We start from the raw sequence: 25,561 nt of genomic DNA, 5'->3' as shown, positions 1-25,561 counted from the left end.
TTATTCAGTTACAATAGCGGGGGCCGAGGTCGAATCTGTGGCTTTCAGGAACGGAATCTTATCCGGATACTGCAGCAGGAATGCGGCTTGCTCGTCGCTTAAATTGGCCAGATCATACTGATTACCTTCAAATTCAATCGGCATGTGATCCTGACGCTGAAGCCCAATAATTTCGTAGGCTGGTTTCTTGACCGCTTCGGCCGGGGAAACCTTCGTGTCTTGCTTGGCCATTTTAAGCAGCAGGCGTTAAAGGCACAGCGGCCGTGTAGTAGAGCAAATCTGGCTGATACGACATCACTTCAAACTCCCAGCCTTTACCCCGGCCGGTGGTTTTACCCGATTTGAAGTTGCCGGTGATATAGGCACAGAAGTACTGGCCACCTAGTTGCACCAGCGTGCCATCGGCTAAAACCGGAATGACCACGAACTTGTCGTTTTTGCACTGGTTGGAAAAGCGGAGTGCGTCTTTCTTCGAACCGGGGTAGAAGAAGGTAAACTTCGGATTGTAGCTCTTGCCGTCAATTTCCCCGATGCTGCCCGATTCCAGTTCACTGGTATCGATCGTGCAATACATCGTAAAAAACTGCTTGCCCGACTTCATGGTATGCGCGGTGGTGATGTTATACAGATCATCCGCATCCGATGGGTTGGCCGCTGGCGCACCAAACGTTAAAATATCGCCCCAGGGCGCGAAATGGAAAAACTGGCGGGTACCGCCCATGTTGTTTTCCGTTCCATCGGGGCCTAGTAAGCTTTTGTAGGTTGGCATTGTCCTAGAGAGGAGTTAACTGCGTGGGTTTAGAAAGGGCCAATCAGCTACCGACATGGATGTCGGTGGCTGATTGGCTTTTGAGTGCGTGCTTGGGAAGCCTGGGATAGTTAGGCTTTTTTCGAGTCGACCAGGCGCAGATCGGCCATGCCTTCTTTCACCAGTTCAGCGGCCAGGGCGGCATCTTCCTGCAGGAGTTCCAGCGTCACCAGCTTTTCTTTGTAGAAGAATTCGCTGAGGAATTCGTAGGTCTTGCTGCCGACTTTAATGACGGGGATCTTCTTGCTGCCAGCCGCCTGGTCAGACAATTGATTTTTCAAGTCACCAACGACCGATAATGCCTGCTCGGCCTGTTTTTCAGCCGCTTCCTTAGCTTGTTTCAGCGTGCTATTTTCCGTAAGCAATTCTTTGTTTTTATCCAGAGCCGTAGCCAGTTGCTGCTTAAATCCAGTACTGTCGGTTTTAACTTTCTCAAGGAGTTCCTTGAGTGTATCCCGCTCTTTAGTGAGCGTTGCCACTTGGGTCTCTAGCCCAGTGATTTTCTGTTCGTCGGTTTGTGCTTGGTCCGCCATGGTGGTCGGGATGGGGTTTGGCCTACTGGAAGAGATGCTAACGGTATGGTCAGAATCTCTTCCAGTCAGCGGGTTGGTTGAGAATTGTCAGGGGATGCCTTTTTGCTTACGCCTGGTCGTTGACGAACAGCACGTCCAGATCCTTGATCTGATAGCAGAGGATCATTTGCAGTTTGGCGTAGTAGCCGTGCACGTGCTCGACGACTTTGGTCACGCTGGTGAAGTCGGCCGTCACGTCGGTACCCATTTTCAGGTTCTTGTCGATATCGGCGATCAGCCGGCGCGAGCCGCTCATCCAGGAGGCTGGCTGCAGGGTGAACTTACCGTCCGAATTGAGGATATCCTTACCGATGATCTTGCCACCCGCATTGCGCACGTCCAGGAACGACGTGCCGGCCGTGAATTTGCTCAGCGCGTGCTGGTTGTAATCATCGTACAGCCCCTGCGAGCAGCGAATGATACCGCCTTTCTTGCGAATCGCTTCGGGTAGACCCAAATAGAAGCTGCCCACTTTATCAAACGCATTCGACGAAGTGATCGACCCCGTAGCAATTTTGTTGCGCGATGGCAAGGCTGAGTATTCTTCGGCAATGATCACCCCCGGCCCTTTGCAGATGCTGGAGTTGTTCACCTTCAGCCATTTGGCGGCATGCGTCAGGGGCGTTTGACCCGCCGACGTCGCTACGATACAGCTGTAGTACGAATTGTCAGTGAAGACCATCCGGTCACCCACGTTGTAGGCGGTACCGGCATTGTAAGCCAGAATATCTTCTGAATCCACGCCCAGGTAGGCGTTGTCGTTGATTTCGGCTTTGATTTTTTTGATCTGCTCTTCCCAGAAATACTGCGCAAATCCACCCGGATAGTCCCGGGCACCCGCTTTCAGCTGCTCCGAGATAAACGTCTTACGGAGTTCTTCCGGAATGACGTTGAGGATCTTCATCGCCGTTTTGGGCGTGATCGTCCGCTGGGTGAGTTTACCAGCCTGACCGTCGGGCGTGGTCACGTCGACGTTGAAGGGACGCAGGCCATCGTTGGCTGCGTATTTGCCCAGCTTGCGCGGGGCGGTAAGGTTAGTGATCAGATCCAGATCATTGGCGATATCCAGGTCGTTGAAAACCGACGTGATGATATCGTTGGCATACTGACCCGCGTAATTATTGATCGCGGTGATGTCGTTTTGAGGAGTAGCCACGGTAGGAAATTGTTAAGGGTTTAGTTACAGGAGTGGCCCCAAAACCGGAGGCTTTGGGGCTGGGTAGGCGTCAGTAGGCTTAGCCTCGTTTCATTTTGGCTTTTGTCTCAGCCAGGATCTGATCGGTTTCGCTCAGGGTTTCAGCGCCCGCACCGGTTTCGGGAGCGACGGCTTCTTCCTCTTTTGGCACTTTGGTGCCCATCGCACCCGGCTGTTTGCCCAGGCGAGCGATTTCCTTGTCTTTGGCCGCGATATCGTTCTGCGCAGTCGTCAGCTGACCCTGCAGCGTTTGGATCTGGACGAACTGAGCCGCACTAATGGCATGCACGTTGAAGTTCCCAGCCTGGAAGGCCGCATTGATGGCATCGATCTGCTCTTCCGTTACGTCAGCAGCTGCCACACCAGCAATGGCCGCTAATGCGGGCAAATGGGTGTAACCGAAAATGTTCATGGGTACAATTGGATTTGGGGTTGAAGAATTGGAATTGGAATCGCCTTCGACCACCACAGGGGTTTCGGTAGGCTCGCTATCGCTCAGTTCGGGAGCAGCCGTTGATGCTTCTGGAGCATCGGTTATCGTAGAGGGCTCCTCGGAAGTGAGGGGAGCCGCTTGTTCTCCAGTAGATTTAATGGAGGCAATCAGGTTCTCAGATTTGCCGGAGGTTGATGGAAAATTGACCGTTTCAACAGTCGTTACCTGCTCGACGGCATAACTTCCACCCGATGATCGGGGCGCAGCGGATTGTTTACTGGATTTTCGAGCGTTGTGGAGTTCAACCACCCGGGCCACAGCGGTATTCAGGTTGCCGAATCCATCGATGAGGCCCAGGTCAATGGCCTGACTGGCGTAGAATAGGCCACCTTTGAAGACATCCGCGCCACCTTTTTTAACTGGTTTCAGCCGGTCACCACGACCTTGTTCAACAGCTTCCCGGAATAGGTCTGCAGCCTTGTTCAAATCTTCCCGAAGCAGGGCTGGATTGCCGGCCAGGGCTTCCCGGAAGGGCAAATTCTTTTCGGAGCTTCGATCGGAGTAAATCGAATGGGTCGTAATGCCCATTTGCTTTTTCCGTTCGGTGTAATCGTCGAATTGGACATACACACCAATGGAGCCGACCTGGTCGGATTTCTGGGTCGCGTAGATATCATCCGAGCCACACGCTAACCAGTAGGCCGCACTGGCCATCATGCCTTCGTTAATCACCGAAACCGTGGGTTTGGCTGGATTGCGAAGGGCATCGTAAAGGGATGGTGTACCGGAAAGTTGACCACCCGGCGAGTCGACCAGGCAAACAATCCCAATGATTTTCTCATGGGCATAAGCCTGATCTAACAGTTTGCAGTAATCCTCGGTACCAATCGAGCAGCAGTCACTTTCTTTGAAAATGGCTCCACGGATATCGAGTACGAAAATGGAATCGTCGGGAAGTTCCGGATCGTCTAAAGCGTAGCGCCGGTCCGCCGTTGCGGTTTGGTTGGCACTCCCGTTGTCGCTGGTAGCGGCAGTAACTGCGTAGCTAATGCGGCTAAGCCGATCAGGGCCGTCTTCTTCTTGGTCGTCTTCATCGTCTTGCAGAAGTTTAGGATTGAATTCACCGGCCAGGAAGGATTGAATGAGAGGGAGGTGCGCTTCCGCGAACGTTGGCTCGATGAGCCAGACGCCCCGTCTAAAGGCCGAGATTTTCCGAAATTGCCGATTCATGGGGCGAATCAGCCCCCATTTTTTCTCGTCAGCCGCGACACCGGGTGAGACACGGAAATAAAAAAACGGCCTGAAAGCAGGCCGTTTTGATGATCATCCGAAGCACTAGAAAACACTAGCTGTGCAGTAGGCCACGCCCGAAGTGCATCGTGGAAAGCGCCTGGCGGATATGGAGTAAACAGATCTGTGACCGCACCTGGATATCACTCGTCAACCGGCCAAAGAGAAGGAGCAGTGAACGGACAAAGGCAGACAGAAAGCGTTTGGTCAGACCGACAATTCCATAGGCGTAGGTTGCGGGATAGTCAAAAGGTCGGGCTTCGTAGTTAAAATCAGGGCTGGGTTCAGCGGGCAATTGAAACGCTAATAGCGTAATCAGCCCGATTAGTAAGATGGCAAGTGTTAACATGGTTGTAAAGCGGGGGTTCAAAATTTGCTGATCAAATCAGGATAAAATCGAGGCAGATAACCGCGACACCGGGTGAGACATAAAAAAACAGCCCCGTATGACAGAGCTGGTTTCCAAACCGTAAAAAGTAAAGTATTCTAACCCAAAGTCATCACTTCGGCCGGTGATGAAACCGCTGGCCATACAAGTTTATGCCGTACTGCCGGTTCATGATGTGCAGATGTTTATAATATAGTTTTTGGGAAATCCGCCAGCCCAGATCGCAGAGGATTTTATGGTACCACCAGCCGATCGGACGACGGTAGCCTTTGACAACAGTATTCCAGGCCATACAAAAGACTAGTTAAAATCTACTAATCACTAACTGAATTAGTAGGTTAGACAACAAAAGGAGAAGGACTGGTCAGCTGCCCTGAAAACGTGAGTACAGTACCCCGACGTCCCCCAGCTGCGGCCGAAATGCCAAACTGATAGGTGAGTTCCAGATTCTGCTCGGGCGTGCCGATCCGTCGCCAGAGGCCCAGGTTATCCTGTACTTCGATGATGAACCGGTGGCGAACCATTTCATCCAACGAGGATCGGTTGAGGGGAGAATCACCAGGTAAATACAAACTCAGTTTAACGGCCCAGACGGGACCGTTTTCGGTCATTTGCTGCTCTTCCTGATAGTCTTTCGTGCCTTCGGTACCGTAAATGGAAAACCAGGCAAAGCCTTCAGAAAAGGTAGGCTGTTCACTTGTTTGAATCGGACCGGAGGGGGCCGGTAGGGGAAAGGTGAGGATGCCCACTACCGGCGCGCAGCGGACTTGGAACAGTCCGGCGATGTTGTTGCCCCCTTGGAAGTTTAGGTCCGTCATGAGGCAAACTAAAAGCCGATGGCGTTTTTTAGCCGCGACACCGGGTGAGACACGGAATAAAGAAAGAGAGAGTTTCTTGGTTGATCAATAGGTTGAGGAAGCAACTTGACGGGACTTACTGGATAGCCATTTTACCCAGGGGTAGCTCGTCCAACGGCCGCACCGTTCACTCACTAGGATCGCAGCGCCATCTCGGTACCGTAAATAATTCAGCGCGGATACGTCCAGGTTGACAGCATGCTCAGGTGAAGGCACATATACCAGCAGATGGTATTCCGGTTGATGATACGTGTGATCTTTGCCACTGCCACTCCAGTAGCCAGGTTGATACTCATGCTGGCGAACAACACCCTGGCACTGCCGGGTCTTACCCATCGAGCAGTCGGTGACAATGAGCGCAACGATGATCAGTACAATTGCGCCGATCCAGGCATTTTTATCCATTTTGGGAAATGATTGATAAGGGGGAACAATTCGACCTTTTGGTGGCGATGGAGGTGGGGGAATGGGCATAGTCTTTAGGCAGCAACAGGAATAAACTGGTATTGGGCGTGGACGATAGCGGAAAACGAGGAGGCTGCTTTGCCTTTTCGATAGCGGAGATACATCTGCTTAATGGCGTCTTCGCTGATATCGGTAGGACTAAAATCGTACTGATCGCAGAAGGCTTTGATGCGGGTCATGGGGGGCATGTCGGTACGCGCCTGACAAAACTGAACAGCCTCGTTGTAGATGAGGTAGTCCATCACGTTGGAGAAGATTTCCAATTCGATGTAATTCAGCAGGTACTGATGCCGCCGGTAGTGATATTCCCGAATGCCAACACCAATTTCAGCCGTCAGTTTTTTTTCGAAGTGAAGTCGTTTGCAGGGTCCCCGATCGCCAGCGGCCCCCGTATCGCTGGCTTTGCGTTCGTAGCCAGTGATGAGCTGCTTTTTATCGGCCTGAGCCATTGCCCAAATGAGCTGGCCAGGGCCAATGGCTTCGGGACTGGCTAGGAGGGGATGCGCCTGACCAGATGCATCGGTTAATTTATGCCGGATGAACTTCTGTACCCGGGGGAGTACAGGGAGCTCAAAGAGCACGGGGTCCAGGAAGATCATACAAATTACGGTAGAGAGCTTTGAGCAAAAGCCGAAACGAAAATACGACCGAGTCTTGCGTATTTTTACCTACCAATCCTCACTTTGCGCAAATACTTTACCGTAAAAAAAGGATACGAAAACAAAAACGGTAGGCCGTTTAGGTGACCTACCGTTTACGAAAGAAAATTTGCGGTAACAACGAAGAATCGAATACGTCGATTTTAGTTAAGCCTGGGTTTCAGACTGGTTTGAATCAGCGCCCGCCTGAAATGATCCGTCGTTTCATCGTCCATCTCAAACTCATACAGCGTTCGGCCGTCCTGGGTCTACTCAATCCGGCCAGAGAGGTAATCCACCTGGTTAATCGGGAAAACGTAGGTTTGAAAGTAATACGCCATCCAGTCGGTGAGCGTGATCGTCCACCGATTTCCCACTTTTTGGCCGGACTCGTCGAATAATTCCTCCAGATGGAAATGGCTGGTTTCAGCCGAAAATGTAGGCTGATTAGGCTTCATTTTCCAGTTTCTCCAGTTCCGTTTTCACGTACGTGGGCTCCGCCGATGTGCTGGTCTGTTTCCAGTACTTATAGGCCTGATTGCCTGCAATCGCTGTATCGATGTAAAAACCGGTTTCGTCGGGCATCACAAACAGCAGACTGCCCGAGCGTTTATGGGCCAAACATTTGACGGTGCCTTCGTCGTAGTTGAGCGAACCCAGTTCGACATAGTCGGTTCGGCGGCTTTTGCGGTTGGGCATTTGGCTCTTATCCTGGCGAACCGAGGCAACGGGACAGATTTCAGGCGCATGCGCCTGAGTTGGGGCTTGGTCTTGTGACATATACAGAAACGGGGGTTAATTAGTTAATAAAGTAACTTCATTCATCCATTTTTTTGGCACGTAGCAACCCGCATCTTCATACCGCTGGATAGCTTCCTGAACCAGTTTTTTGCGCTCCAGCATTTCCTCGGGCGACGGATCGTCCGGCACTTCTAACAATTCCAGCCATAAAAAGCGAGGCAATACGCCTAGTGGGGGACGATTCATACTCAATTGGTAAGTGAGGTGGAGCGGTAGGTGAGATACCGCCGGTGCACGTCCAGCCAGCGACGCCGGGCCACGGGTAACAGCTCACCCGTCGTGAGTACGAGCGCATTGGGTAGCCGGTTGAGCGATCGTACGTGCGCCAGGTTGATCAGATGCCACCGGTGGGCACGGATCAGCTCCGGCAACCGGCTGGCCATAGAACTGATGGGAATGGCCACTTTTAAAAAGGTGCCGTTTTGAAAGTGGATCAGACTGTACGGCCCCTGGCCTTCTACCCAGACGATATCGGCCAGTGGGACTAGTTTAAGGGGCCGGTGGCAAACCGTCCGTGACAACGGGGACACTATAGACATAAACCTAGGATGGGAAAGGTGTGTATGAATAAATAAAAGTTAGATTTGAGTTTCACACGTAAACCTTTTCTCGATGGAAACTAACAACAAGGATTGGAAATCCTTAATCGAAAAATCTATCTACCAAGATAACGTCATATTGGCGCAAGTATCATCGAAAATTCGCATTAAAGGATATGAAGTTAAAGAGTCGGCACAAGAGAAATCGACTCTAGAAATAACTACAGAGGAAGTTCCTCATCACAGGCTCAAATACGCACTTATCTATTATCTGTTAGGTGATGAGTCCTTTGGCTCAAGATCTGGTTATCCTAACCGACCTTTTCGTGAGGATCAGATTAATAGGTTTCCATCATTTATAATTGAGCAATTTGTTAAAGACTTTATCAGAACTCAATTCAGTATATACTCTCCAAATGCCCTTGAATATATTGTTGATTACTCGGAAAGCCGGGGTTCTTTGGACATTAATGTCGTCGTTCAGGTAATGACTGTGTGTGCCAAATACAAGGAAGTAGCCGAAAGCATTGGTAGGATTTTTGAAGATTTACGGACTATCTTCGAGCAGTTAACGGAACGCTCTAGATCTAAGCCCGAATCAGGTAATGTGAGGTTAGAAGTTAATGAAAACCCGCGGATTGAAGAGAAAATTCTCTTGGCTAATCCCCCTAACACCGTACCCAATGAACCGCTGGCAGTGCCAGGTGACAGCGGTTCACAACCCACAAAGCCTTTACTTCCTGCCTGGATTTCCAGTTTATTCTCCTTTGCTAGTTTTTTGGCGGTAACCTGGTTTTTGGTACTACATGAAACGGATAAAAAAGAAGAAACAATGTCTCCGCAAATGGAGCAAGTCATCCAGAAAAAAATTGAAGACGCCATCTTTAAAGAACGGATGAACCTGTTATACCAAAAATCAATAATTGGTACTGAAATCTCGACACGTCAAGCTTCACCAGCGACAGTAGCAATACCTTCTACCTCTAAACAAACTGAAATTGTTCCTCGTAAGTAAGTGGATAGGTATAATATGAATTAGCTGTCTAAAGCTTCCACTTGTACACCCCACTTGGCGGCCGTGGCCAGCATATCCTCGTTCATCAGCTGCATGGCTTCAGGCGTTAAAATCCGGCCAGCCTGTAACATCAAACTCATTAACGTATCAACGACCTCATACGAATCGGCCATTTGCTGCATCATCACCTCATTGGTTTTGATATCGCCATGCGTGAAAATGCGCTCGGCTTTCTCCAGCTCCGCCATGAATTTCTTGGCGGAATACTTCAAGGCCATTGAAAACACCTGCTGCGAATTGCCTGGAGACAGGAACTCCAGTTGATTGAAGGAGTTCAGGAGGAAACCCACGGCCCCCAGGATTTTATAGACCTCATCGGCACGCTGATCGAAGAGGGGTTAACTAGGTTGAGTAACGTTCATAATTCAATGATTTGTTGGTTGTGAAAGCGCCCTGTGGGGCCATAGCGCCGACGTTTGGCGTTGTCTCGTCTATCGTGATTCAAATGATCGCGTTGACAAAGCGCAGCCAGGTTATCAAGCTCGTTATTATTGATATCATGATCCAGATGGGCAACTGTCAGGACAATTACAACGAGTCGAGGAATGGAGCTATCCTGACTGGCTATGTGCTCATTGTACTCATCCGCATACTTTCTGGCTTCTTTATAGGTACCATACCCAGCGCCCAGGTTGTCAGCCTCCGCATTGCCACACAAGGGTTGCCAAATGCCCTTTTCCCAGTACCCCACCGCATAGTTTTTTACACCGCAATGTTCACAGCGATTCCTGGCTTTCAGCCGCCGAACAAAGCGGCTGATTTTCTTCCAGGCAGGATGATATTTCGAGTAGTCAATCGGCATGGTCCTGGTCAGAAATTATCGACAGGAAAAACGATAGGTGTTAATTCGGCTTTTGAATAGCCTATGGGTTTGAGGATTTTACCATCAGAATTGCGAACAATGACAAAGCAGCTACCCCGATCCTCAATTTTACAATCCGTACCACTTTCCCGGTGATGTTCTGCGCTTTCGTAAGCCTGAACCATTGACACACAGGACTTACTCATATTAGACCGATGAACCTCATCAAATAAGGTTTCTTTGATCTCGGTCATTCCAAATTCCAAGTAGGAACCATCCAATACATATTGCAGGTCTGTCAGTGCATCAGCAACACCGACTAAATCACCTTCTTGTGCAGCCTGTTGGAGTTCATTTAATTCTTCCTGGAGGAGGTTAATTCGCAACGCGATTCGGTCTTCTGGAAGGGCAGGAACCAGCAAGACTGGGCAATTGGTCATTTCATGAAATTCGGCTACTCGTTCTAATGTAGTTTTCATAATTCAATTGATTTCGATATGTCTAGGGTTAACTTATAAGTGAAAACAGGCTTTGAGAAACAGGATAAACAGCGTTCCGGAGATCAGCAGCACCATTGTCCAGGGACCAGGGATCAATCGTTTCAGGAGCCTTTTCATGTGCGAACTGGAATTAGCAAGGTGTCCTGAATCTGCTTCTGATCAACGCCTTCCGCCGTCAAGGATATCGTAGCCGTAGGCACGCCCTGATTACTAGCTGGACAGATCCAAACCTCACTAGCAGAGCCATCTTCCAAATAGCGAATGGCCACGCTACTGACCCGGATACTGCGATTCTGCGAGCAGTAGATATCCCGCTCCAGCTGAAGGGCATTCTGAAAATGCTCCAGATTTTTAATGGGAACCGCGCCCTTTCCATTGAGCACTCCCCATTTGCCTTTGGACATGGCCTGCGCCACCTGGATCAGGTGGGCTTCGAGGTTATTGACGGGCTTGCGCGAACTTACGGTGACTTGAAACTGCATAGTATTTGAGGCTTAACGGGAACAAACAAATGGATTTAAGAACGTTCAGGAAGGCGACCGGCCAGGAGGGTTTGCGGAGCCGCTCGGGTTGGTTTTGGTATTCTGATACCATCAGTAGAAAGATGATCAGACCGAGCAGTAAGACCAGGTACATCGGGCCACCCATCCAGCTGGCAAAGGCGGCAAACGCTGTGCATTTGGGGTTACACACCAGGCACCTCCTTTTTGGCTATTGGCTTGTATTCAATGACCCAGAGATAGGGGTTGATTGCCGAAGCCCCTGTGCCATGTAATTTATCCCACAGCGAAAGGTAGGAGGACTTAGCTGAGCGGCACCATTTATGATTGGGATGATCGAAATCGTTTCGGTCCAAATAATTCTGGTAACGAACGACAACATTATCATCTAGCGTTCTTGCCAGGCAAGATCTAAGCCCTTCAGCACTGGCATCGTCTTCTGTAATATCCTGCAACCGCTCCAGGCGAACATTGGTGATTTGGTGCCAGATCCGGGCGGAAAAGCGAGGCATGTGAATCGACGTGCAATAATCAGTTTCCTTATGGTGTGCCCAGGATACTGCGTCTAACTCATTCGCTGGATCAACCAGAACGGGAGTTTTGTCTGCGAAATAATGCCACTCATTGGTCTGCTCATTGAGGTACAACCGCTCCCGTCCATACAAGATATCACCAGGCTGGCCATAGGGACAGGTGAGCACGATATCATAGATACCAGGGCATTGGAATCGCCAGGCGGGTGTATCAACCAGGTCGAACAGCTTAGGCTGACGAGACTGAACGACATCCTTCGTAATAGTCCAGTTATAGCTCAAATTCTCATTAATCCGTTTGAGCTTTTCGCCGGCAATTCGGCGCGTTTGGCTTTTGATACCAGCCAAATTGGCCAGCACCATTGGCGTCGAATAAATGATGCCTCGTGGTTTTTTCATGACTTTTCTGTTTATGATTTGATTGATGGTGGAGGCACTGGGTAATTCCCCTGGTCACTAGTCCCTCCAGATAGTGACCAGGGGAGAAATTTTAAAACGGCAAGTCATTACTTTCGTCATCCATATGCTCAAAGCCACTGGCGACAGGCTGACTAGCGGGAGCCGGACGACTAGGAGCCTGAACAGCGGGTACTGGGGGAGCCTGGCGCGGGGGGGCTGGTGTCGCAGCTGCGGAGGCCGTCGTGACTACATCGATTTTCCAGGCGATCAGTTCCGTGATCACACCTTCCCGGTTATCCTGCTTCGAGCGGAATTTGCGCCCATCGATGTTGAATTTGACTTTCAGCTCTTGCCCTTTCCGAAGGTTATCCACTAAGGTGACTTTATCACCTTTCAGTTTGAATTCGGGCGTATTGGGCCACTCCGAATTGGTGGTCAGATCCAGATAAAACTTGCGGATCAGGTAATTATTCTGACCTACGGTCTCGGTAGGCATGGCCCCTAAAAACTTGCCGGTGACGACTAACTCGTTCATTGCTATATGTTTGGTTTAAAATGGTAATACAGTTTGAGATGCCTGGTAGGCGGGGGATTGACGGTAGGCGATCTCCTGATTGAGCAGATCCAGCGTCGCTTGCCAGATGGGAATCATGTCGGGCATTCGGGCCTTAGCGATGGCCTGCTCATAGGCGGCTCGATCCCTCTCCAGGGAGGTCATTGATGACCGCTGAATTTGCTGGTAGAGCGTCATGGGATAATCGGAAGGGTTAAGCGTTGCAGAGTTCCCGCCCGAATCCAGGCCTCGACGGTTGTGCGCTCCTCGTCGATGGTCGCTTCAGCATCGACATCCAGGAGTTCGACCATTGGAACAGAGGTAACACCCTTCCGAAATAGACAGGTAATAATCCAGAGCTTATTATCGCCGTCGGTGTATCGTTCCCACCGATAGAGATCGATTCGGGCTTCAGAAGCCGCTTTTTTTAATCGGTCAAGGTTGGCGGAGGTTGCTGTGGTGTTCATCGATTTTCGCGGTTTTACGGTGTTTTTATCCTTGAAAATGAGGGTCTGTAGTGCACTACATTACTACAGTTTTATAAATACCTGATAATTAAGTAGTTATGTTGTTTTTGGTGTAGTATTGATGTAGTCGGGAAAATACATTACTTCAGTACTACACGATTACTACACAAATACTACAGCATTACTACATTTATATATATTGATTATCAGATAGTTATAGTGAAATGTAGTATTGTAGTTGCTTTTTTGACATTTCGCTTTTCAAATCGGGAAAACAGGCTAATTTTTCTGTTTTCGCTGCTCCAAATTGAGTCCGTAGCGCTCCATGAGCTTTCCATAGTCCATTACGCAGCATCCAGGCCGGGGGAGAGTGGGAGCATCGGAGCGGGATTCGCCATCGTTGCGCATCCGGATTTGCTGTTTCATTGATTCCCAGTCAGGCATCCCTTCAAAGGCCGCAATCTCACTTTGAATCGTATCCTTATCAGCCGGTGCCTTCATGTATATACGTCGGTACTGCTGGGCGTACAGCTGATAGAGCTGCGGGAACCAGAGTCGCACACTGCACCGCTCGCCCAGCATCTTAAAATCGAAGTGTATTTCTTCGTGGATCTGGTACTGATCGTAGAGTTGCTGCACGATATCGAAGAATTCCGACAGCGCCGTTTTTTCGGACATGATCCGGTGTTGCCGTCGGATGTTTGCCGCACCCACCCGAACAAACTCAGCCAGAATATCGAGCGTGCTGGTAAACTCCGTGAGTTGCAATTTGCCGGTGGTGCAGAGAACGAAGGCCACCGCCAGCGTTTGCGCCATATTGCCGAAAAACCGCTCGGGTATCTTTTCCCCCTTAAACTCAGTCATCAAATGCTTATGGAGTAGATCAAACGCGGCTGGATACTGCTGCTCCACAATAGATCGGTGCTGGAGCAGCTCCACCGTCAAACAGCCCAGTCCCTGCTCCTGAAGTTCCTCGAGTCGGTAAAACGCCAGTCGTTGATCGTCGCTTTTCTCCTGGCTGGTAATGGGCACAAACACGCAACGGGAAAAGAAAATGGGATTTTCGGGCAGGTAGTTACTGGTTAGCGCCAGGGCCGAATGAATCTCGATGGCATCCGTTTCTGAACTCGAGTTGTCTTTGGATCGGTGATAGCCGTCGTTATCGTAAGCCGCCTGAAACAGTCCTTCACAGGTGATTTCGTTGTGATACTCGTCGAACCAGATCGGACAGTTGGATGCCTGGCTCATCAGCTTCACCAGGGCGGCTTCCGTGTTTTTGGATTTGAGGTTAACCCCTTCCTGCTTTTTACCATAAGCGCTGGTCAGCACCCGGATCATGCTGGATTTTCCCGTTCCAGCGCCACCTTTTAAAAACAAGATGGGCGAAAAGTTCTTGGTTTTTAGGGCCACATCCCGAAACAGAGCCATCAGGTTCCAGGCGTAGGGAATCAGCGCATTTTCATAGCCATGCGCCTGAGCGTAAATCTGAAAAAATTCGTTGTTGGTCATTTGGGTATCGGTTAATGTGAAGCGGTGCGCTTTGTGCTTATTCTGAACGGGCATTGAAAGCACCATTGGTTTATCGTCTTTCTTGGTGCTGACCATGCCAAACTCGTCGGGCGTAAGGAGCTGGCCATTGACGGCCACATTGGCAAAAAAGAAAACGCCCGATGGAATGTGATAGCCGTAGCGAACGATCTTGATGGCGGGGGTGAATTTGGTTTTGCTGAACAGGTAGCTTTGCAGTTCGGAGAGTTCGCCATCGCTGATTTTCAGGGCGTATTGCTTGGCCGTAATCACCCGTTTGAGCCGGGACGCAGAGCAAAAATCATCGTGGGTAACTTCGATGTAAATCGGTTCGCCTTCCATTGGCCGGATCTCCAGCAGCCAGCTGATATTTTCCTCCTCGTCTTCGTTTTTGTATTTGATGTAGAGGTGAAAATTATCAGCGATGGTGTTCCAGCCACCCTTGCCGGATTTGACCATCATTTTGCCTTCCCGTTTGGAGTACCAGACCGAGCCTTCCATCAGCTCATCGTCCTCGTCCTGCTCCAGCAATTTGACGGTCAGCTTCCTAGCTTTTTCGACCTGTTGAGCGAGTCCCTTCGCTTCGCAGTCAAACAGGGTGGCTAATTTTTTGACGTATTTTTTGCGCCAATTCTCATCCTCGACGTGGGAAAGTAGCTGAATGGCTTTTGATTCAGCGGCTACCTGATCGGCCAAATCGTCGGTTTTGTGCCAGGTTTCCGTGAGCCAGAGATAGCCATCTACGGAACCCTTTTGAATATGTTTAGCCAGTTCAAACTTTGGGGGCAATTCACTAGCCATAAACAGCCTGGCCCAGCTGTCGGCATCCGGTTTTAAGCGCTCATTGTTAGCCAGAACAATCTCATCAGGTAGTAAAAACACCTGAACCCGAAGGCCGGAGGAGATTAGTCGTTCGCAGTCGGCCAGTAACGCTTTCTGACCAGCACCCGATTGATCCACATCGTAAATCAAAGTCACCTGATCGCAGATCCGTTTGAGTGTGGCCACCTGCGCATCCGTCAGGGCTGTTCCACCCTTGCCGATGGCCGTATCGACGCCGAAGCGGTGCAACGTAATCACATCGAAATTGCCTTCCGTTAAAACAGCGCTTCGATTTCGAGAGATGGCTCTTAACGCCTGGGGCAGTCCAAAGAGCAGCTCACTTTTTTTGAAAATTGGCGTCTCTTTGGTATTCAGGTACTTAGGTTCTTTGCCATCCAACGTTCGCCCGGTAAAACCAGCGATTTGCCGATTTTCACCAACGAGCGGAATCATCAGCCGGTTGTGAAAGAAATCGTACTTTTTGTCTCCATTTTCCACGCAGACACCTGCCTGCACACCGGGCACAAACGCGGCCCGTTCCAGTAGGGGAGCCGTGACAAATTTCCAGTCGTTTGGCGCGTAACCCAGCTGCCAGGCTTTCACCGTTTCCTCATCGACCTGGCGGCTGGTCAGGTATTTTGACACCGGATGATCCGGGTCAGAAATCGTTTTCAAAAGATGCTCATGATACTTTCGGGCAACGGCCTTATTGATATCGTAAAGTTCCTGATGCTCAGATGCGAAGGTCATGGAATCGGCTTTTAGGTCGGTCAGGACGGGATTCATACAGTACGGTTTCGTTACAGCGGCCAGCCACGTAGTGCACAGCCTCGGAAAAATTCATTCGTTTAAAAGCCATCACAAACTTGTACACGTCGCCAGCTTGACCGCATCCGTAGCATTTGTAAATCTGCTTTTTGGGGCTTACCGTGAAGGAGGGGGTATTTTCGTTGTGAAAGGGGCAGCAACCCTTGTAATTGCTACCCACCTTCTTAAGCGTCATCAGCTCACCGATGAGGGTGACGATATCGGCCTGTTGACGCAGTCTGTCCACAAAATGAGTGTCAATCATAGGGGTAATTGGGTAGGATTAGCAGCTTCTTTGTAGATTGCAGCCGTTCGATCCGTCGAACAATATGATTTGATTGATGACAGCCCGGCCATCGCTGATAGCCAGGCTGTTTTGTTTTACCGGGCTAGGTCTTGCAAACGTGTGTCATGCCATCCGATCCGCGACGGCGATTGGAAAGAATCAGCTCAGCTTCATCGAGTGCCACTTCCGTTTCCCGGATAATGCCAGCCACCAACACCGTGTCTTTCAGATTACTGGTTTTCAGCACTTGAATGCGCTGAGTGGCTTTCTGACAAAATTCTTCCAGTACCTCAGTGGCCTCCTGATCGGAGACGGCCAGGCTGTCGATAATAGTTTGGACGCTCATCGTCTTGGGGTTTTTTATTGAGAAACATATCGAAAAACAGGACGGTCAACAGACCGACAATCAGGGCGATCAGGATGAATTCGGCGCTTCCGGGATGAGCAACCATCCAGGCGATCAGGCGCTGCACGTAGGTTGGTTCGTGGTCAGGATTCATGACTTTGCAGGTTGAATGTTATCTTGCCGCATGGGAAAATATGATTGGGTACGCGAGGTGTCGGTCGATGACCGAATCATCATGCTGGTTGATGAACTGGCTGAAAATGAAAATGCGGGCGTAACGAAAGACCTTGAAAAAATCGAATACAACTGCTCATTGCTAGGGCCAGAAGTCGGCTTAGAGGCTAGTTTTCGGCTACTGCTCACCCAGGCAGAAGGAATCAGTACGGTTTTTGGCTTAGGGCGTTACATCGTTTGGCTTCAACTAGCCAAGGATGAGCGACGCGGCTCGATGCTGTTTACCGATCATTCGATTTCAGGTAGCGATGAGCAGCTTCGGGCGGGTGTGCTGCGTACCGTTTCCGATGAAGTAGCTGAACGATGGTTAACCATTCGGGGGCAAATGCGGATCAGTTATTCACCCATCGAGGACAATATTATTCGACTGGTAAAGGCGTGAACCGTTGGGGCCATAATCCAGCTTGTCGTAAGCGGCTTGGAGGAAATTCTTAACTGGAAAATCAGCGGTGAATTCATCCAGCCACTCGATTTGAATGAGCTTGCCACCAGGTAGTCTAAACGGTTTCGAAGGAATCCCTTCGAACAAGATACGTTTAAGGGTAGGGGGGGCTTGTCGTAGATCATAGTCTTCAATTTGACTTACTTTTTGCCAGTACTCCAGTAAATCAGCCGATTGAAGCGTTGCGTCGAGTTTAGCCTTTGTGGCTGTGTCTAGCTGACAATACACTGCCCAAAGGGTTTTCATTGGTGCCATAGTTGTAAGGGAAATGATAACGGTAGTTATCGTTCGATACTGGTAGTTATAGTTGAGAGGGTTAACGTGGCATTGCCATGTTCTGCCGTCTAATTCGATTTCGTTTTGCTTTCTCCTTGAAGAAGGACACAGCAGCTTCTACAGCCTGGGTAATTTCTGGATCAGAGTTATTGACAAACCAAGCCCTGCGCCATCGGTTAGCAAAAGCCAGACTATCCAGGGAAGGATTTAGCTCAATGACTTTAAGAATCACCTCCTGCTGACCGACCTTGATGGATAGGCCAGTTAATTCAGATTTAGCAGCGAGCATTCTGCCTTTCCAGTCATCGGATGCCGTTACCGCTTGTTTCCGCTTTTTCTCCATTTGTCACGGTTTTTAGAGGACTAAACCTAGGTGGCTTGTGGGCACATATTTTATGCGATACTTTAGCCTATATTAGTGGCACTATTTTTAGTGGCACAACTAATAGTGGCACTAAATAGCACAACTAAAAAGTGTAATGCAACTATTGGTTGCAAAATATTTTCTTCATGTACACCCTGGCAGAAATGATTCGAATCTTAAGAATGCGTAAAGGATTGACTCAGAAAGGTTTAGCAGAGATGGTAGGTCTAAAGTATCAATCTATTCAAAAGTGGGAGAAAGGATCAGGAAAGCCGACCACTACACAACTGTCAGCTGTGGCAGCTGCTTTGGATGTAAGCATTCAGGAGTTGATTGAAGGGAAAATACCCAATGAAGATGATGGACCTGGCATGTTCACGGAAGGGAATATTGCCTCCGTCCGCAAGCATATGTCAGAGTACCTAGTGCCAGTAAAACTTCTATCCGCAAAAGCCCAGGCCTCCATGCCATCAATGAGTTACGACACCTTCAATCTAAACTGGGTCGATGAGACCTATCCGGTATTTCTGCCGAAAGTGGCCATCACGGAGCGCCACTTAGTTATCGAAGTAGTGGGCAGTTCCATGGAGCCCGAAATAAAAGATGGCGCACTGCTGCTCGGAGAGCTGGTTTCCAGAAATGACATACGATATGAATCAGGCGCTGTGTATGCCGTCCTATATGGTGGAAATCATTTTGTGGTGAAGAATATTAGAACCAATGATTTAAATACCAATAGAACATTAAGACTCTGGTCGGAGGATCAGAAATACGGCAATATCGATGTGCATGGTGAGGATATCATTGCCATGTGGAAGATCCTGGGCCAAGTATGGGTGCCGATGGCCAGGCGTAGACTCATTTAATCAGTAATTATAATTTTAAAGAATTAACTAATTGCTTTTATATTATATATATTCAAAATAATGAATCCAGAGGCAAGAGGAATAATACGGGATGTTGTTGAAAATTCATACCCTGTATTAGACTTAAACAATTGTGGTTTACAAGACCTTGAATTACCAGAAGGTGATTTAAGTTTTATAAAAGTGCTAGTAGTTAATAATAATTTTTTGTCAAAATTACCAGATGATATAAGTAGATTAAGTAATCTAAATGTTTTAATTGCTTCTAATAATGAAATTGACATATTGCCTGATGGTATTTGCGAATTAAAATATTTGGAAACATTAGAATTAAATGAAAATGAGTTAGAAATGTTGCCAGAAAATATTGGCAAATTATCGAATCTCAATAAATTAAATATTTCACTTAATTCAATAAGTGCATTGCCTGAGAGTTTTTCAAATCTAACCAATTTAGCTTCAGTCGATATTTCCGAAAACGCTTTAACAAGCTTACCTTCTCGATTTGGTCAGCTTATAAAATTGGCCTTGTTGAATATATCTGAAAATGAAATTAATGCTCTTCCAAATGATTTAGAAAGTTTGAGTAAATTGAGGTTCTTTTATGCCCAAATTAATAATTTAACGGTTTTACCTGAATCGTTTTGTCAATTAGGTAGTTTGTCGGATTTAAATTTGGCAAGTAATCATTTGAAAGAACTGCCTGATAAGTTTTCGAATTTATTACAATTGGCAAAATTAGATTTGAGCTTTAATAAACTAGAATTTTTGCCACCTGATTTTTTTAAGTTAATTAATTTAAGAACTTTAAATCTACAGTCTAATAATCTTATTAAATTGCCAAGTGATATTAGTAAACTAAGATTCCTTAATACACTAGATTTAAGTCTTAATAACTTGATAAATTTGCCAGACGATTTTGATTCTATCAGACGATTAATGTACTTGAATCTTAGTTTTAATGAATTAACAGAATTGCCTAAGGGATTTTGTAACTTAAGAACATTAGGCGAATTAAACATAAGTAATAATAAATTAACGAAGTTGCCAGAAGGATTTGCTAATTTGCGTAGGTTAACTAGTTGTAATCTACGCAATAATTTAATTGATGAATTTCCTAGCGAACTTAGTGATTTGAAAAACGCAAGGCTTATGATCGATTATAGAGGGAATCCCTTTTTGGAACGAGCATTACAGCGCACTCAGCGATTTACTAAGATATGGAAAGATACACCCGTTCATTTTCGGGAATTGTTGAAAATTTATTTCAGTGGCTTTTCGATCTTCTATACAGAAAAGACAGATAAACCAATTGAATTCAATGTCATCAACGAAACTGATGGTCTTGCTTTTGATCTAAAACCTGATGATGAAACCGACCCAGAAGTTGTTGAGAAGCTTCTAAATGAATATTTTGATATACTGAAGACAAAATTGGCCGAAGGTGCTGTAACTGGGCAAGTGTTTCCTGATGGATTAGCAGGAAAAGCTGAATTTTACGCCCAAATGCAGGCGGCTTCATTTGCACAAAATGTCGTTCAAGTCCGAACTGCAATTGATGGTTATGTGACAAAGACCGATATGTATGAAAGTGTAGTTGGGAGTTTACGCGAGATGCAATCTGAGTACCATTCACTCTTAGTTAGATACACAAAACTAGAGCGCCAGTTACAAGGAAACCGCGAGCAATTTATTGCTATAGAAGCTAAATCTATGGTGCAGGATACTGTTATGGAGCAACAGTGGGAGGTAATGAAACTGCAAGCACAGCAGTCAATCAGTCTTCATCTTGAACAGAATCAGACGATACATATCCATAATCAAATTGGCAACGATTTCGAACAGCTTAGACGGCTCCTTGATCCAATTTTGAATTCGTTCGATAAACGGGCAGGGGAACAGTTACAGGATAAGCTAGATGAAGTTGCAAGTAATCCGGGCAAGTTAAAACCAGAAGAAAAAAAATCACTTGTGACCAAGCTTAAACGCTGGGTTGAAAACGCCAAGGAAGCCATGAAAGTTGGCAAGGAAGCAGGGGAGGTAGTAGGGGAGGCTAGCAAGTATTGGGACAAACTAAAAGACTTTGCGGAAAGTGTTTTAAATGATCCAGACTTAGCCGAAACCATCCGTCAGGCTGGGGATGCAATTTTTTGAAAATGGCAGTAATCTAGTGGGGAATGGCAGACAGTTTACCCACAAAAATAGCGTTTACAGTGGCTAGAGGGCCATTTTTGACTAAGTAAAGTTAATGTTCAAATCCCTCCGTCTCCACAAATAATGTTGTGAATCAAGAAGTTACATGATTTGCGCACATTATTACACACAAAGGCGGGATTTACTTATGTATCTCCCGCTTTTTGTTTTTTAAGCTGTTAGCGTACAAATAAGGCTATCAATGTAAAAGCCATCAGTTCCTGAGAACACCACACCTACTCGCCATACAATACTGGTATAGGATTGCATGATGGAGCTTGAACTTCGGCATTTTAGTCTCAAGAGTTACTTAAACAATTTCTGTCCGACTACATCCGACTTCGATAGTCGAATCATTTCTAGAGGGAACAGTAGCCGGAAAGTGGTACCGACATCTATCGTACTATCTACTTCGATAATGGCACCTAGTTTTTCAGTCAAGGCTTTCACGATCGAGAGTCCCAAACCCGAGGAGCCTTCGTTATTGGTTGGCTGGGCTGACAAACGCTGGAATCGCTTAAACAATTTAAGGCGATCTTCTGGAGAAATCCCTGGTCCTTCATCCTTGACGGCAATAATCAGGTGTTGATCTGTCAGGTCGGTTTGTACATATATACTTCGACCAAAGGGGGAAAACTTTAGAGCGTTGCTAATTAAGTTATCCAGAATACGAACCAGGGATTTAGGGTCTGAATGAAGAATTACCGGCGGATGCGTTGGTTCAACGTGGATGGTAATCTCTTTTTGATAGGCTAGTGCCGAAAAGCCATCTACAATTGTATCGATAAAGAGAGTCAGGTCGATATCTTCAGTTTCCAGCGGCTCGGTAGAGCTGGCAAGTTTATTGAAATAAACAATGCTATCGATCAGGCTGAGACCGCGTTTGATCGTTTTCTGACCGTGCTCGATGCTTTCCGTTTGCTCATCATTTAAGGGCCCAATCATCGGTAGGAAGCTGAAAACGAAGCTAATCGTAGATAAGGGAGACTTAAGGTCATGCGCAATAACACTCAGCAGATTTTCAATTTCCTGGTGGGCTTCGGTCAGTTGCTGATGTTTCGAATAGAGTTCAGTAACGTCCGTGAACAACCAAATCCGACCCTTAAAATAAGGGGATACAATAGGTTTTGTAAAAACCGATAACACCTTGTCCGCAAACGTCCAAATCCATTCCTTACTGACGAATGTTGGATTACGAATTAGTTCAGAAGCTGTTTGATTAATAGACTCCTTATTGAGCGCCTGATTGCGTAATTGAAGCATCGCAACAGATAAACTGGCTGATGATGGGCGAAATCCACCGGCTTCCAGCTCCAGTAGGTCAAGGGCGGATTGGTTAATCCAATTGATATCTTCGGTTTCATTAATTAGCACAACGGCTTGTGGAACCACTCCAAATAAGAACTGGTATTGTTGTTCCAGAGCAATTTGCTGATAGGAAAGTGTGCAAATCAATAGTTTATCCCCAAACCGATAAAGAACATTCTCGACATCCTCCATCGCGTGCTCGGGCTCGTGTACCCAACCCACTACAATCCATCCTTTAAACGTATAATTGTTTAATCGAAGACCCGCGATGTAACGATAATCGCCCAATATTCCTTTCAGCGACCGGCGAGGCAGGAAATTAGGCGCCCAGAAAAATGGTGAAGACTGTGTTAAGTTAGTAAGTTGATCAGGGTTAAAATAGGCGAAAGTCTGTTGGGTATTGGTCGAGAAAAGGATCGAGGCCGTCCATTCATCGCGTTCCTGGATCAGGTAGCACCGATCGGCGTTAAGAACAGGAAGTAGTTCAGTAGCATAAGCCTCCAATAACCTGGGGCCTATTTCGGTCTCGTGAATAGCCCGCAGTCGTTTCTCAAGAACAGTAAAATCGATCATGTTAGACGAGGACCAGGCCACGTTAATTAAGAAATGGCTTAATCGCCTTAATCACCTGATCGGCGTTACTGATATGGGGCAAATGTCCTTCTGTATCCAAAAAGGTTAAGCTTGATTGAGGAATCTGTTTTTCCATAAAATAACCCACTTCAAGAGGCACGGCAATATCTTCTTTTGCCTGAATCAGTAGGGTTGGATGAGGTAGTCGGCTAATATCTAGCCGGTGATCAGAATGAAAAATAACTTTTGCGATGGCCAGCGCTACATCAGGTCTCATGCCCGAGATCGTACTAAAAAAACCATTTGCCAGATGGGGACGATCCGAATTAGCCATAATCATGGGCGCAAAACCGCTCGCCCAGGCATGGAAATTTGTTTCCATCTGGGTAAAGAGATCACTTAATACAGCCGAGCTGAACCCCCCGCTATATTCGTTTTGGTTGAGGTAACAAGGAGAAGCATTTAGTAAAATGAGTCGAGAAAACCAGTCGGGTTCTTGGATAGCTGCCAAGGCTCCCGTCATGCCTCCTGCCGAATGGCCAATAAAAGTAATGTTTTGTAGACTAAGCGCTTCTATAATATCTAGGATATCGCTAGCATAGGCATATAGATCTTTGTATTTCCAGGTGGTAAAAAAGGGTGTTGTATGTTCATTGGCCCCTACATAATCAAATAAAACTATTCTGTAGTCCTCAACAAAGGCAGTGGCAACCTCCTGCCAAGCCCGCTGATCGGTACCGAATCCATGTGCCAATACGATTGTCTTATCCGCAAAAGAATTACCGATTATGTGCACATTATTCCGAGCGACAACCGACATACGTGTTATTTATTTTGTTACTACTTATTAAGAATAGGCAATATTAAGTAAAGATATTATATCCATATGTAAGTTTTTAACATGTTCTGCCTGATCACGATTGTAATTATTACCTATCTCTCTTTTAGACTATTTGACCTTGTTTTAATATCATTCGCTTGTGAGTAGCGGTTATTGGCCTGCCCCTACATCCACAAGTGTCTGATCAGTTGCTGCTACACACAGCAGAGCTTACGCTACCCGCATACTTATCGGATTTCCTCACTAAGAGAGAAAAGAAAGCATCTCAGCTTGTAAACTAGGAAGGACGAAAAAGAAGAGGAATCTAAATGCACTTTTTAGCTTGTGCGCAAAAAAATAAGGAATACCAGTAGCCATTATCTACTTGCCTGATCGGCACAAAATGGCTTGAATGTTTAGTAGTGGCAAAGTGGATGAACAGCTTTTTAATTGTAATGCGCTACTTGAAAAGCTGTTTGGTAAGTAAAATATGAAGGCTACTAATACTATTATAAATTATTTCAACTAGTATTATCCTAACCTTCTGAAGGGACTGGACTAAATTGCAAAAAAAGTTTAGTCCAGTCACTCAGGGAGTTAAGACACTTCTATAGGTCTGATACTATACGAGGTACGTTCAATATCTACACCGTCCTTAGCTAATTCCAGCGCTATCATTCGGATATATTGTTCGGATAGGCCATGCGTTAATTTATCAATCATCGCCTGATCAACTTCAATTCTAAATTTCAGCTTTAGTTCGACCTCGTTGGTGTCCATATCAAAACGACAGTTAAAGGGTTTCGGAAATAAATACATGAGATTACTCGTTGCATTCGACTTTTCAAAGCAACAACATCACGCCAACATACTCGTTGAAGTCACTTGAAATCTTTCTCTTTAGGATCTTCATTCCAGAAATCGGCCCAAAACGATCATACTGTACAAGCGTAACCGTCCAGTTCCTTCATGTAACAGGCGAGTTGTTTCACAAAAGCGTGGGTAAATGGAGGGTGTTGCCTGCTCTTTAAGGTGGCAACATACCAGGTTCGAAGAATACGCTCCTCAGTGATACGTACGGTATGCAATTGACCGGATTGTACATACGGCCGAACTACCCAGGTTGGCAAAACCGCAACGCCAAGTCCTGCTTTGACCATCTCGATAATTGCTTCGGTCAGGGTAATTTTATACACTTTGCTGGGTCGACAGTTTTTGAAAATCATCATGAAATTTTCACTCTCCGCGTCAGCAATATTGTACATGATATAATTCTGCCCGGCAAATTCGTCACATTCTACCCAACTGCGGCCAACCCATGGATGATCTGGAGCAACAATCGCCACAAACTCATCCTGAAATAGGGGCGTATAAACGAACTTTGGATTGCCGTTCCCTTCCGTGATGGCAACATCGATGGTATTGCTAAGCAGATGTTTATCTGCGTCCTTGGTTGCTGCCTCCAACTCAATCTTAATATCTACTTTAGGATAAATCGTCTGAAACTCACGCAAAAAGCCAGCCAGCCAGTGATACGATGTGTAACACTGCGTACAAAGCCGGATTTCACCGGCTTCATCGTCAATCAGGGTTCGGACTTTAGCCCGCGTATCAGCCACCTCCTGAAGAATCTTCTCGGCTGCTTGTAAGACAATCACCCCGGCCTGCGATAACCGCATTTGTTTTTTATCGCGGATAAAAAGCTGCGTGTTAAAGTAAGTTTCTACTTCGCGTAGCTGATGGCTCAGGGCAGATTGCGTTAGGAACAACTGATCGGCGGCTCGGGTCAGGTTACCACTGCTGGCTACCTCTTTTATCATTTGGAGGTGTCGGATTTCCATGATGAAAATTATTCATGATTTGGACGAAAATAATTCGCTTT

At 47.0% G+C, this 25,561-nt stretch carries 36 protein-coding genes; 4 read left to right on the top strand and 32 right to left on the bottom strand.

Features of this window, described 5'->3' with window-relative positions; all coding sequences use genetic code 11:
- The 14 genes from ACYVE4_RS24250 to ACYVE4_RS24185 all read right to left on the bottom strand — a co-directional run bounded on the left by ACYVE4_RS24250 (position 1) and on the right by ACYVE4_RS24185 (position 7,986).
- Positions 1–231 (bottom strand): hypothetical protein, encoded by a 231-nt coding sequence (locus ACYVE4_RS24250; RefSeq protein WP_461042846.1) that lies wholly within the window; start codon positions 229–231, stop codon positions 1–3.
- 1 nt (position 232) lies between these two features.
- Complete coding sequence (locus ACYVE4_RS24245; protein ID WP_461042845.1) at positions 233–769, bottom strand: hypothetical protein; 537 nt, start codon at positions 767–769, stop codon at positions 233–235.
- 110 nt (positions 770–879) lie between these two features.
- Positions 880–1,341 (bottom strand): hypothetical protein, encoded by a 462-nt coding sequence (locus ACYVE4_RS24240; RefSeq protein ID WP_461042844.1) that lies wholly within the window; start codon positions 1,339–1,341, stop codon positions 880–882.
- Between the two features lie 106 nt (positions 1,342–1,447).
- Complete coding sequence (locus ACYVE4_RS24235) at positions 1,448–2,536, bottom strand: hypothetical protein (RefSeq protein ID WP_461042843.1); 1,089 nt, start codon at positions 2,534–2,536, stop codon at positions 1,448–1,450.
- A gap of 79 nt (positions 2,537–2,615) precedes the next feature.
- A complete protein-coding gene (locus ACYVE4_RS24230) occupies positions 2,616–4,238 on the bottom strand; it encodes a S49 family peptidase (RefSeq protein WP_461042842.1) in 1,623 nt (540 codons plus the stop codon).
- A gap of 115 nt (positions 4,239–4,353) precedes the next feature.
- Positions 4,354–4,647 carry a hypothetical protein gene (locus ACYVE4_RS24225; RefSeq protein WP_461042841.1) on the bottom strand — a complete coding sequence of 98 codons (294 nt, stop codon included), beginning with the start codon at positions 4,645–4,647 and terminating at the stop codon, positions 4,354–4,356.
- Between the two features lie 151 nt (positions 4,648–4,798).
- Entirely contained in the window at positions 4,799–4,978 is a 180-nt protein-coding gene (locus ACYVE4_RS24220) for a hypothetical protein (protein ID WP_461042840.1), read from the bottom strand.
- Positions 4,979–5,024: 46 nt separating this feature from the next.
- Entirely contained in the window at positions 5,025–5,504 is a 480-nt protein-coding gene (locus ACYVE4_RS24215) for a hypothetical protein (RefSeq protein WP_461042839.1), read from the bottom strand.
- 84 nt (positions 5,505–5,588) lie between these two features.
- Positions 5,589–6,017, bottom strand: coding sequence for a hypothetical protein (locus tag ACYVE4_RS24210; protein WP_461042838.1), 429 nt, complete (start codon positions 6,015–6,017; stop codon positions 5,589–5,591).
- Between the two features lie 5 nt (positions 6,018–6,022).
- A complete protein-coding gene (locus tag ACYVE4_RS24205) occupies positions 6,023–6,607 on the bottom strand; it encodes a hypothetical protein (RefSeq protein ID WP_461042837.1) in 585 nt (194 codons plus the stop codon).
- Positions 6,608–6,915: 308 nt separating this feature from the next.
- Entirely contained in the window at positions 6,916–7,104 is a 189-nt protein-coding gene (locus tag ACYVE4_RS24200) for a hypothetical protein (RefSeq protein ID WP_461042836.1), read from the bottom strand.
- Positions 7,094–7,426, bottom strand: a complete 333-nt coding sequence (locus ACYVE4_RS24195) for a hypothetical protein (protein ID WP_461042835.1) — start codon at positions 7,424–7,426, stop codon at positions 7,094–7,096. The genes ACYVE4_RS24200 and ACYVE4_RS24195 overlap by 11 nt, the downstream gene beginning before the upstream one ends.
- Positions 7,427–7,441: 15 nt before the next feature.
- Complete coding sequence (locus tag ACYVE4_RS24190) at positions 7,442–7,633, bottom strand: hypothetical protein (protein WP_461042834.1); 192 nt, start codon at positions 7,631–7,633, stop codon at positions 7,442–7,444.
- Positions 7,634–7,635: 2 nt separating this feature from the next.
- Entirely contained in the window at positions 7,636–7,986 is a 351-nt protein-coding gene (locus ACYVE4_RS24185) for a LytR/AlgR family response regulator transcription factor (protein ID WP_461042833.1), read from the bottom strand.
- A 73-nt stretch (positions 7,987–8,059) separates the two neighbouring features.
- On the opposite strand from ACYVE4_RS24185, the gene ACYVE4_RS24180 reads away from it, so the two are divergent.
- Positions 8,060–9,001, top strand: coding sequence for a hypothetical protein (locus tag ACYVE4_RS24180; protein WP_461042832.1), 942 nt, complete (start codon positions 8,060–8,062; stop codon positions 8,999–9,001).
- A 20-nt stretch (positions 9,002–9,021) separates the two neighbouring features.
- Here ACYVE4_RS24180 and ACYVE4_RS24175 read toward each other — a convergent pair whose 3' ends face one another.
- The 12 genes from ACYVE4_RS24175 to ACYVE4_RS24120 all read right to left on the bottom strand — a co-directional run bounded on the left by ACYVE4_RS24175 (position 9,022) and on the right by ACYVE4_RS24120 (position 16,757).
- Positions 9,022–9,351, bottom strand: coding sequence for a hypothetical protein (locus ACYVE4_RS24175; RefSeq protein WP_461042831.1), 330 nt, complete (start codon positions 9,349–9,351; stop codon positions 9,022–9,024).
- A gap of 68 nt (positions 9,352–9,419) precedes the next feature.
- Entirely contained in the window at positions 9,420–9,863 is a 444-nt protein-coding gene (locus tag ACYVE4_RS24170; RefSeq protein ID WP_461042829.1) for a hypothetical protein, read from the bottom strand.
- Between the two features lie 8 nt (positions 9,864–9,871).
- Complete coding sequence (locus ACYVE4_RS24165) at positions 9,872–10,342, bottom strand: pyrophosphohydrolase domain-containing protein (protein ID WP_461042828.1); 471 nt, start codon at positions 10,340–10,342, stop codon at positions 9,872–9,874.
- Between the two features lie 134 nt (positions 10,343–10,476).
- Positions 10,477–10,845, bottom strand: a complete 369-nt coding sequence (locus tag ACYVE4_RS24160) for a hypothetical protein (RefSeq protein WP_461042827.1) — start codon at positions 10,843–10,845, stop codon at positions 10,477–10,479.
- 203 nt (positions 10,846–11,048) lie between these two features.
- Positions 11,049–11,795 (bottom strand): hypothetical protein, encoded by a 747-nt coding sequence (locus ACYVE4_RS24155; RefSeq protein ID WP_461042826.1) that lies wholly within the window; start codon positions 11,793–11,795, stop codon positions 11,049–11,051.
- Between the two features lie 91 nt (positions 11,796–11,886).
- Positions 11,887–12,330, bottom strand: coding sequence for a DUF3127 domain-containing protein (locus tag ACYVE4_RS24150; protein ID WP_461042825.1), 444 nt, complete (start codon positions 12,328–12,330; stop codon positions 11,887–11,889).
- Between the two features lie 15 nt (positions 12,331–12,345).
- On the bottom strand, positions 12,346–12,513 hold the full coding sequence (locus ACYVE4_RS24145) for a hypothetical protein (RefSeq protein ID WP_461042824.1): 168 nt from the start codon (positions 12,511–12,513) through the stop codon (positions 12,346–12,348).
- 29 nt (positions 12,514–12,542) lie between these two features.
- Positions 12,543–12,815, bottom strand: coding sequence for a hypothetical protein (locus ACYVE4_RS24140; RefSeq protein WP_461042823.1), 273 nt, complete (start codon positions 12,813–12,815; stop codon positions 12,543–12,545).
- A gap of 279 nt (positions 12,816–13,094) precedes the next feature.
- Complete coding sequence (locus tag ACYVE4_RS24135) at positions 13,095–15,950, bottom strand: toprim domain-containing protein (RefSeq protein ID WP_461042822.1); 2,856 nt, start codon at positions 15,948–15,950, stop codon at positions 13,095–13,097.
- Positions 15,898–16,236, bottom strand: a complete 339-nt coding sequence (locus tag ACYVE4_RS24130; RefSeq protein ID WP_461042821.1) for a CHC2 zinc finger domain-containing protein — start codon at positions 16,234–16,236, stop codon at positions 15,898–15,900. Before ACYVE4_RS24130 ends, ACYVE4_RS24135 begins: the two co-directional genes overlap by 53 nt.
- 124 nt (positions 16,237–16,360) lie before the next feature.
- Positions 16,361–16,603, bottom strand: a complete 243-nt coding sequence (locus tag ACYVE4_RS24125; RefSeq protein ID WP_461042820.1) for a hypothetical protein — start codon at positions 16,601–16,603, stop codon at positions 16,361–16,363.
- Entirely contained in the window at positions 16,548–16,757 is a 210-nt protein-coding gene (locus tag ACYVE4_RS24120; RefSeq protein ID WP_461042819.1) for a hypothetical protein, read from the bottom strand. The genes ACYVE4_RS24125 and ACYVE4_RS24120 overlap by 56 nt, the downstream gene beginning before the upstream one ends.
- Positions 16,758–16,787: 30 nt before the next feature.
- On the opposite strand from ACYVE4_RS24120, the gene ACYVE4_RS24115 reads away from it, so the two are divergent.
- Entirely contained in the window at positions 16,788–17,219 is a 432-nt protein-coding gene (locus ACYVE4_RS24115) for a hypothetical protein (RefSeq protein WP_461042818.1), read from the top strand.
- On the opposite strand, the gene ACYVE4_RS24110 is transcribed toward ACYVE4_RS24115, so the two are convergent.
- Complete coding sequence (locus ACYVE4_RS24110; protein ID WP_461042817.1) at positions 17,178–17,525, bottom strand: hypothetical protein; 348 nt, start codon at positions 17,523–17,525, stop codon at positions 17,178–17,180. The genes ACYVE4_RS24115 and ACYVE4_RS24110 overlap by 42 nt on opposite strands.
- 70 nt (positions 17,526–17,595) lie before the next feature.
- Positions 17,596–17,898: a hypothetical protein gene (locus ACYVE4_RS24105; protein WP_461042816.1), complete on the bottom strand. Its 303-nt coding sequence runs from the start codon at positions 17,896–17,898 to the stop codon at positions 17,596–17,598.
- Positions 17,899–18,065: 167 nt separating this feature from the next.
- Here ACYVE4_RS24105 and ACYVE4_RS24100 point away from each other — a divergent pair, with 167 nt between their 5' ends.
- Both ACYVE4_RS24100 and ACYVE4_RS24095 read left to right on the top strand, forming a co-directional pair.
- On the top strand, positions 18,066–18,785 hold the full coding sequence (locus ACYVE4_RS24100; RefSeq protein WP_461042815.1) for an XRE family transcriptional regulator: 720 nt from the start codon (positions 18,066–18,068) through the stop codon (positions 18,783–18,785).
- A gap of 60 nt (positions 18,786–18,845) precedes the next feature.
- On the top strand, positions 18,846–20,939 hold the full coding sequence (locus ACYVE4_RS24095) for a leucine-rich repeat domain-containing protein (protein WP_461042814.1): 2,094 nt from the start codon (positions 18,846–18,848) through the stop codon (positions 20,937–20,939).
- A gap of 345 nt (positions 20,940–21,284) precedes the next feature.
- Here the strand turns inward: ACYVE4_RS24095 and ACYVE4_RS24090 are convergent, their stop codons facing one another.
- From ACYVE4_RS24090 to ACYVE4_RS24075, 4 genes are all read right to left on the bottom strand, one after another.
- A complete protein-coding gene (locus tag ACYVE4_RS24090; protein WP_461042813.1) occupies positions 21,285–22,859 on the bottom strand; it encodes a sensor histidine kinase in 1,575 nt (524 codons plus the stop codon).
- A gap of 22 nt (positions 22,860–22,881) precedes the next feature.
- The gene (locus ACYVE4_RS24085) at positions 22,882–23,679 is read right to left on the bottom strand and encodes an alpha/beta fold hydrolase (RefSeq protein ID WP_461042812.1); all 798 of its coding nucleotides are present in this window, start codon (positions 23,677–23,679) and stop codon (positions 22,882–22,884) included.
- Between the two features lie 597 nt (positions 23,680–24,276).
- Positions 24,277–24,459: a hypothetical protein gene (locus ACYVE4_RS24080; protein ID WP_461042811.1), complete on the bottom strand. Its 183-nt coding sequence runs from the start codon at positions 24,457–24,459 to the stop codon at positions 24,277–24,279.
- Positions 24,460–24,614: 155 nt separating this feature from the next.
- On the bottom strand, positions 24,615–25,520 hold the full coding sequence (locus ACYVE4_RS24075; RefSeq protein ID WP_461042810.1) for a LysR family transcriptional regulator: 906 nt from the start codon (positions 25,518–25,520) through the stop codon (positions 24,615–24,617).
- Positions 25,521–25,561 lie beyond the last annotated feature (41 nt).

The organism is Spirosoma harenae, assembly GCF_054776975.1.
The sequence above is the reverse complement of the archived record's forward strand: the minus strand, read 5'-3'. Positions and strand labels throughout refer to the sequence as shown.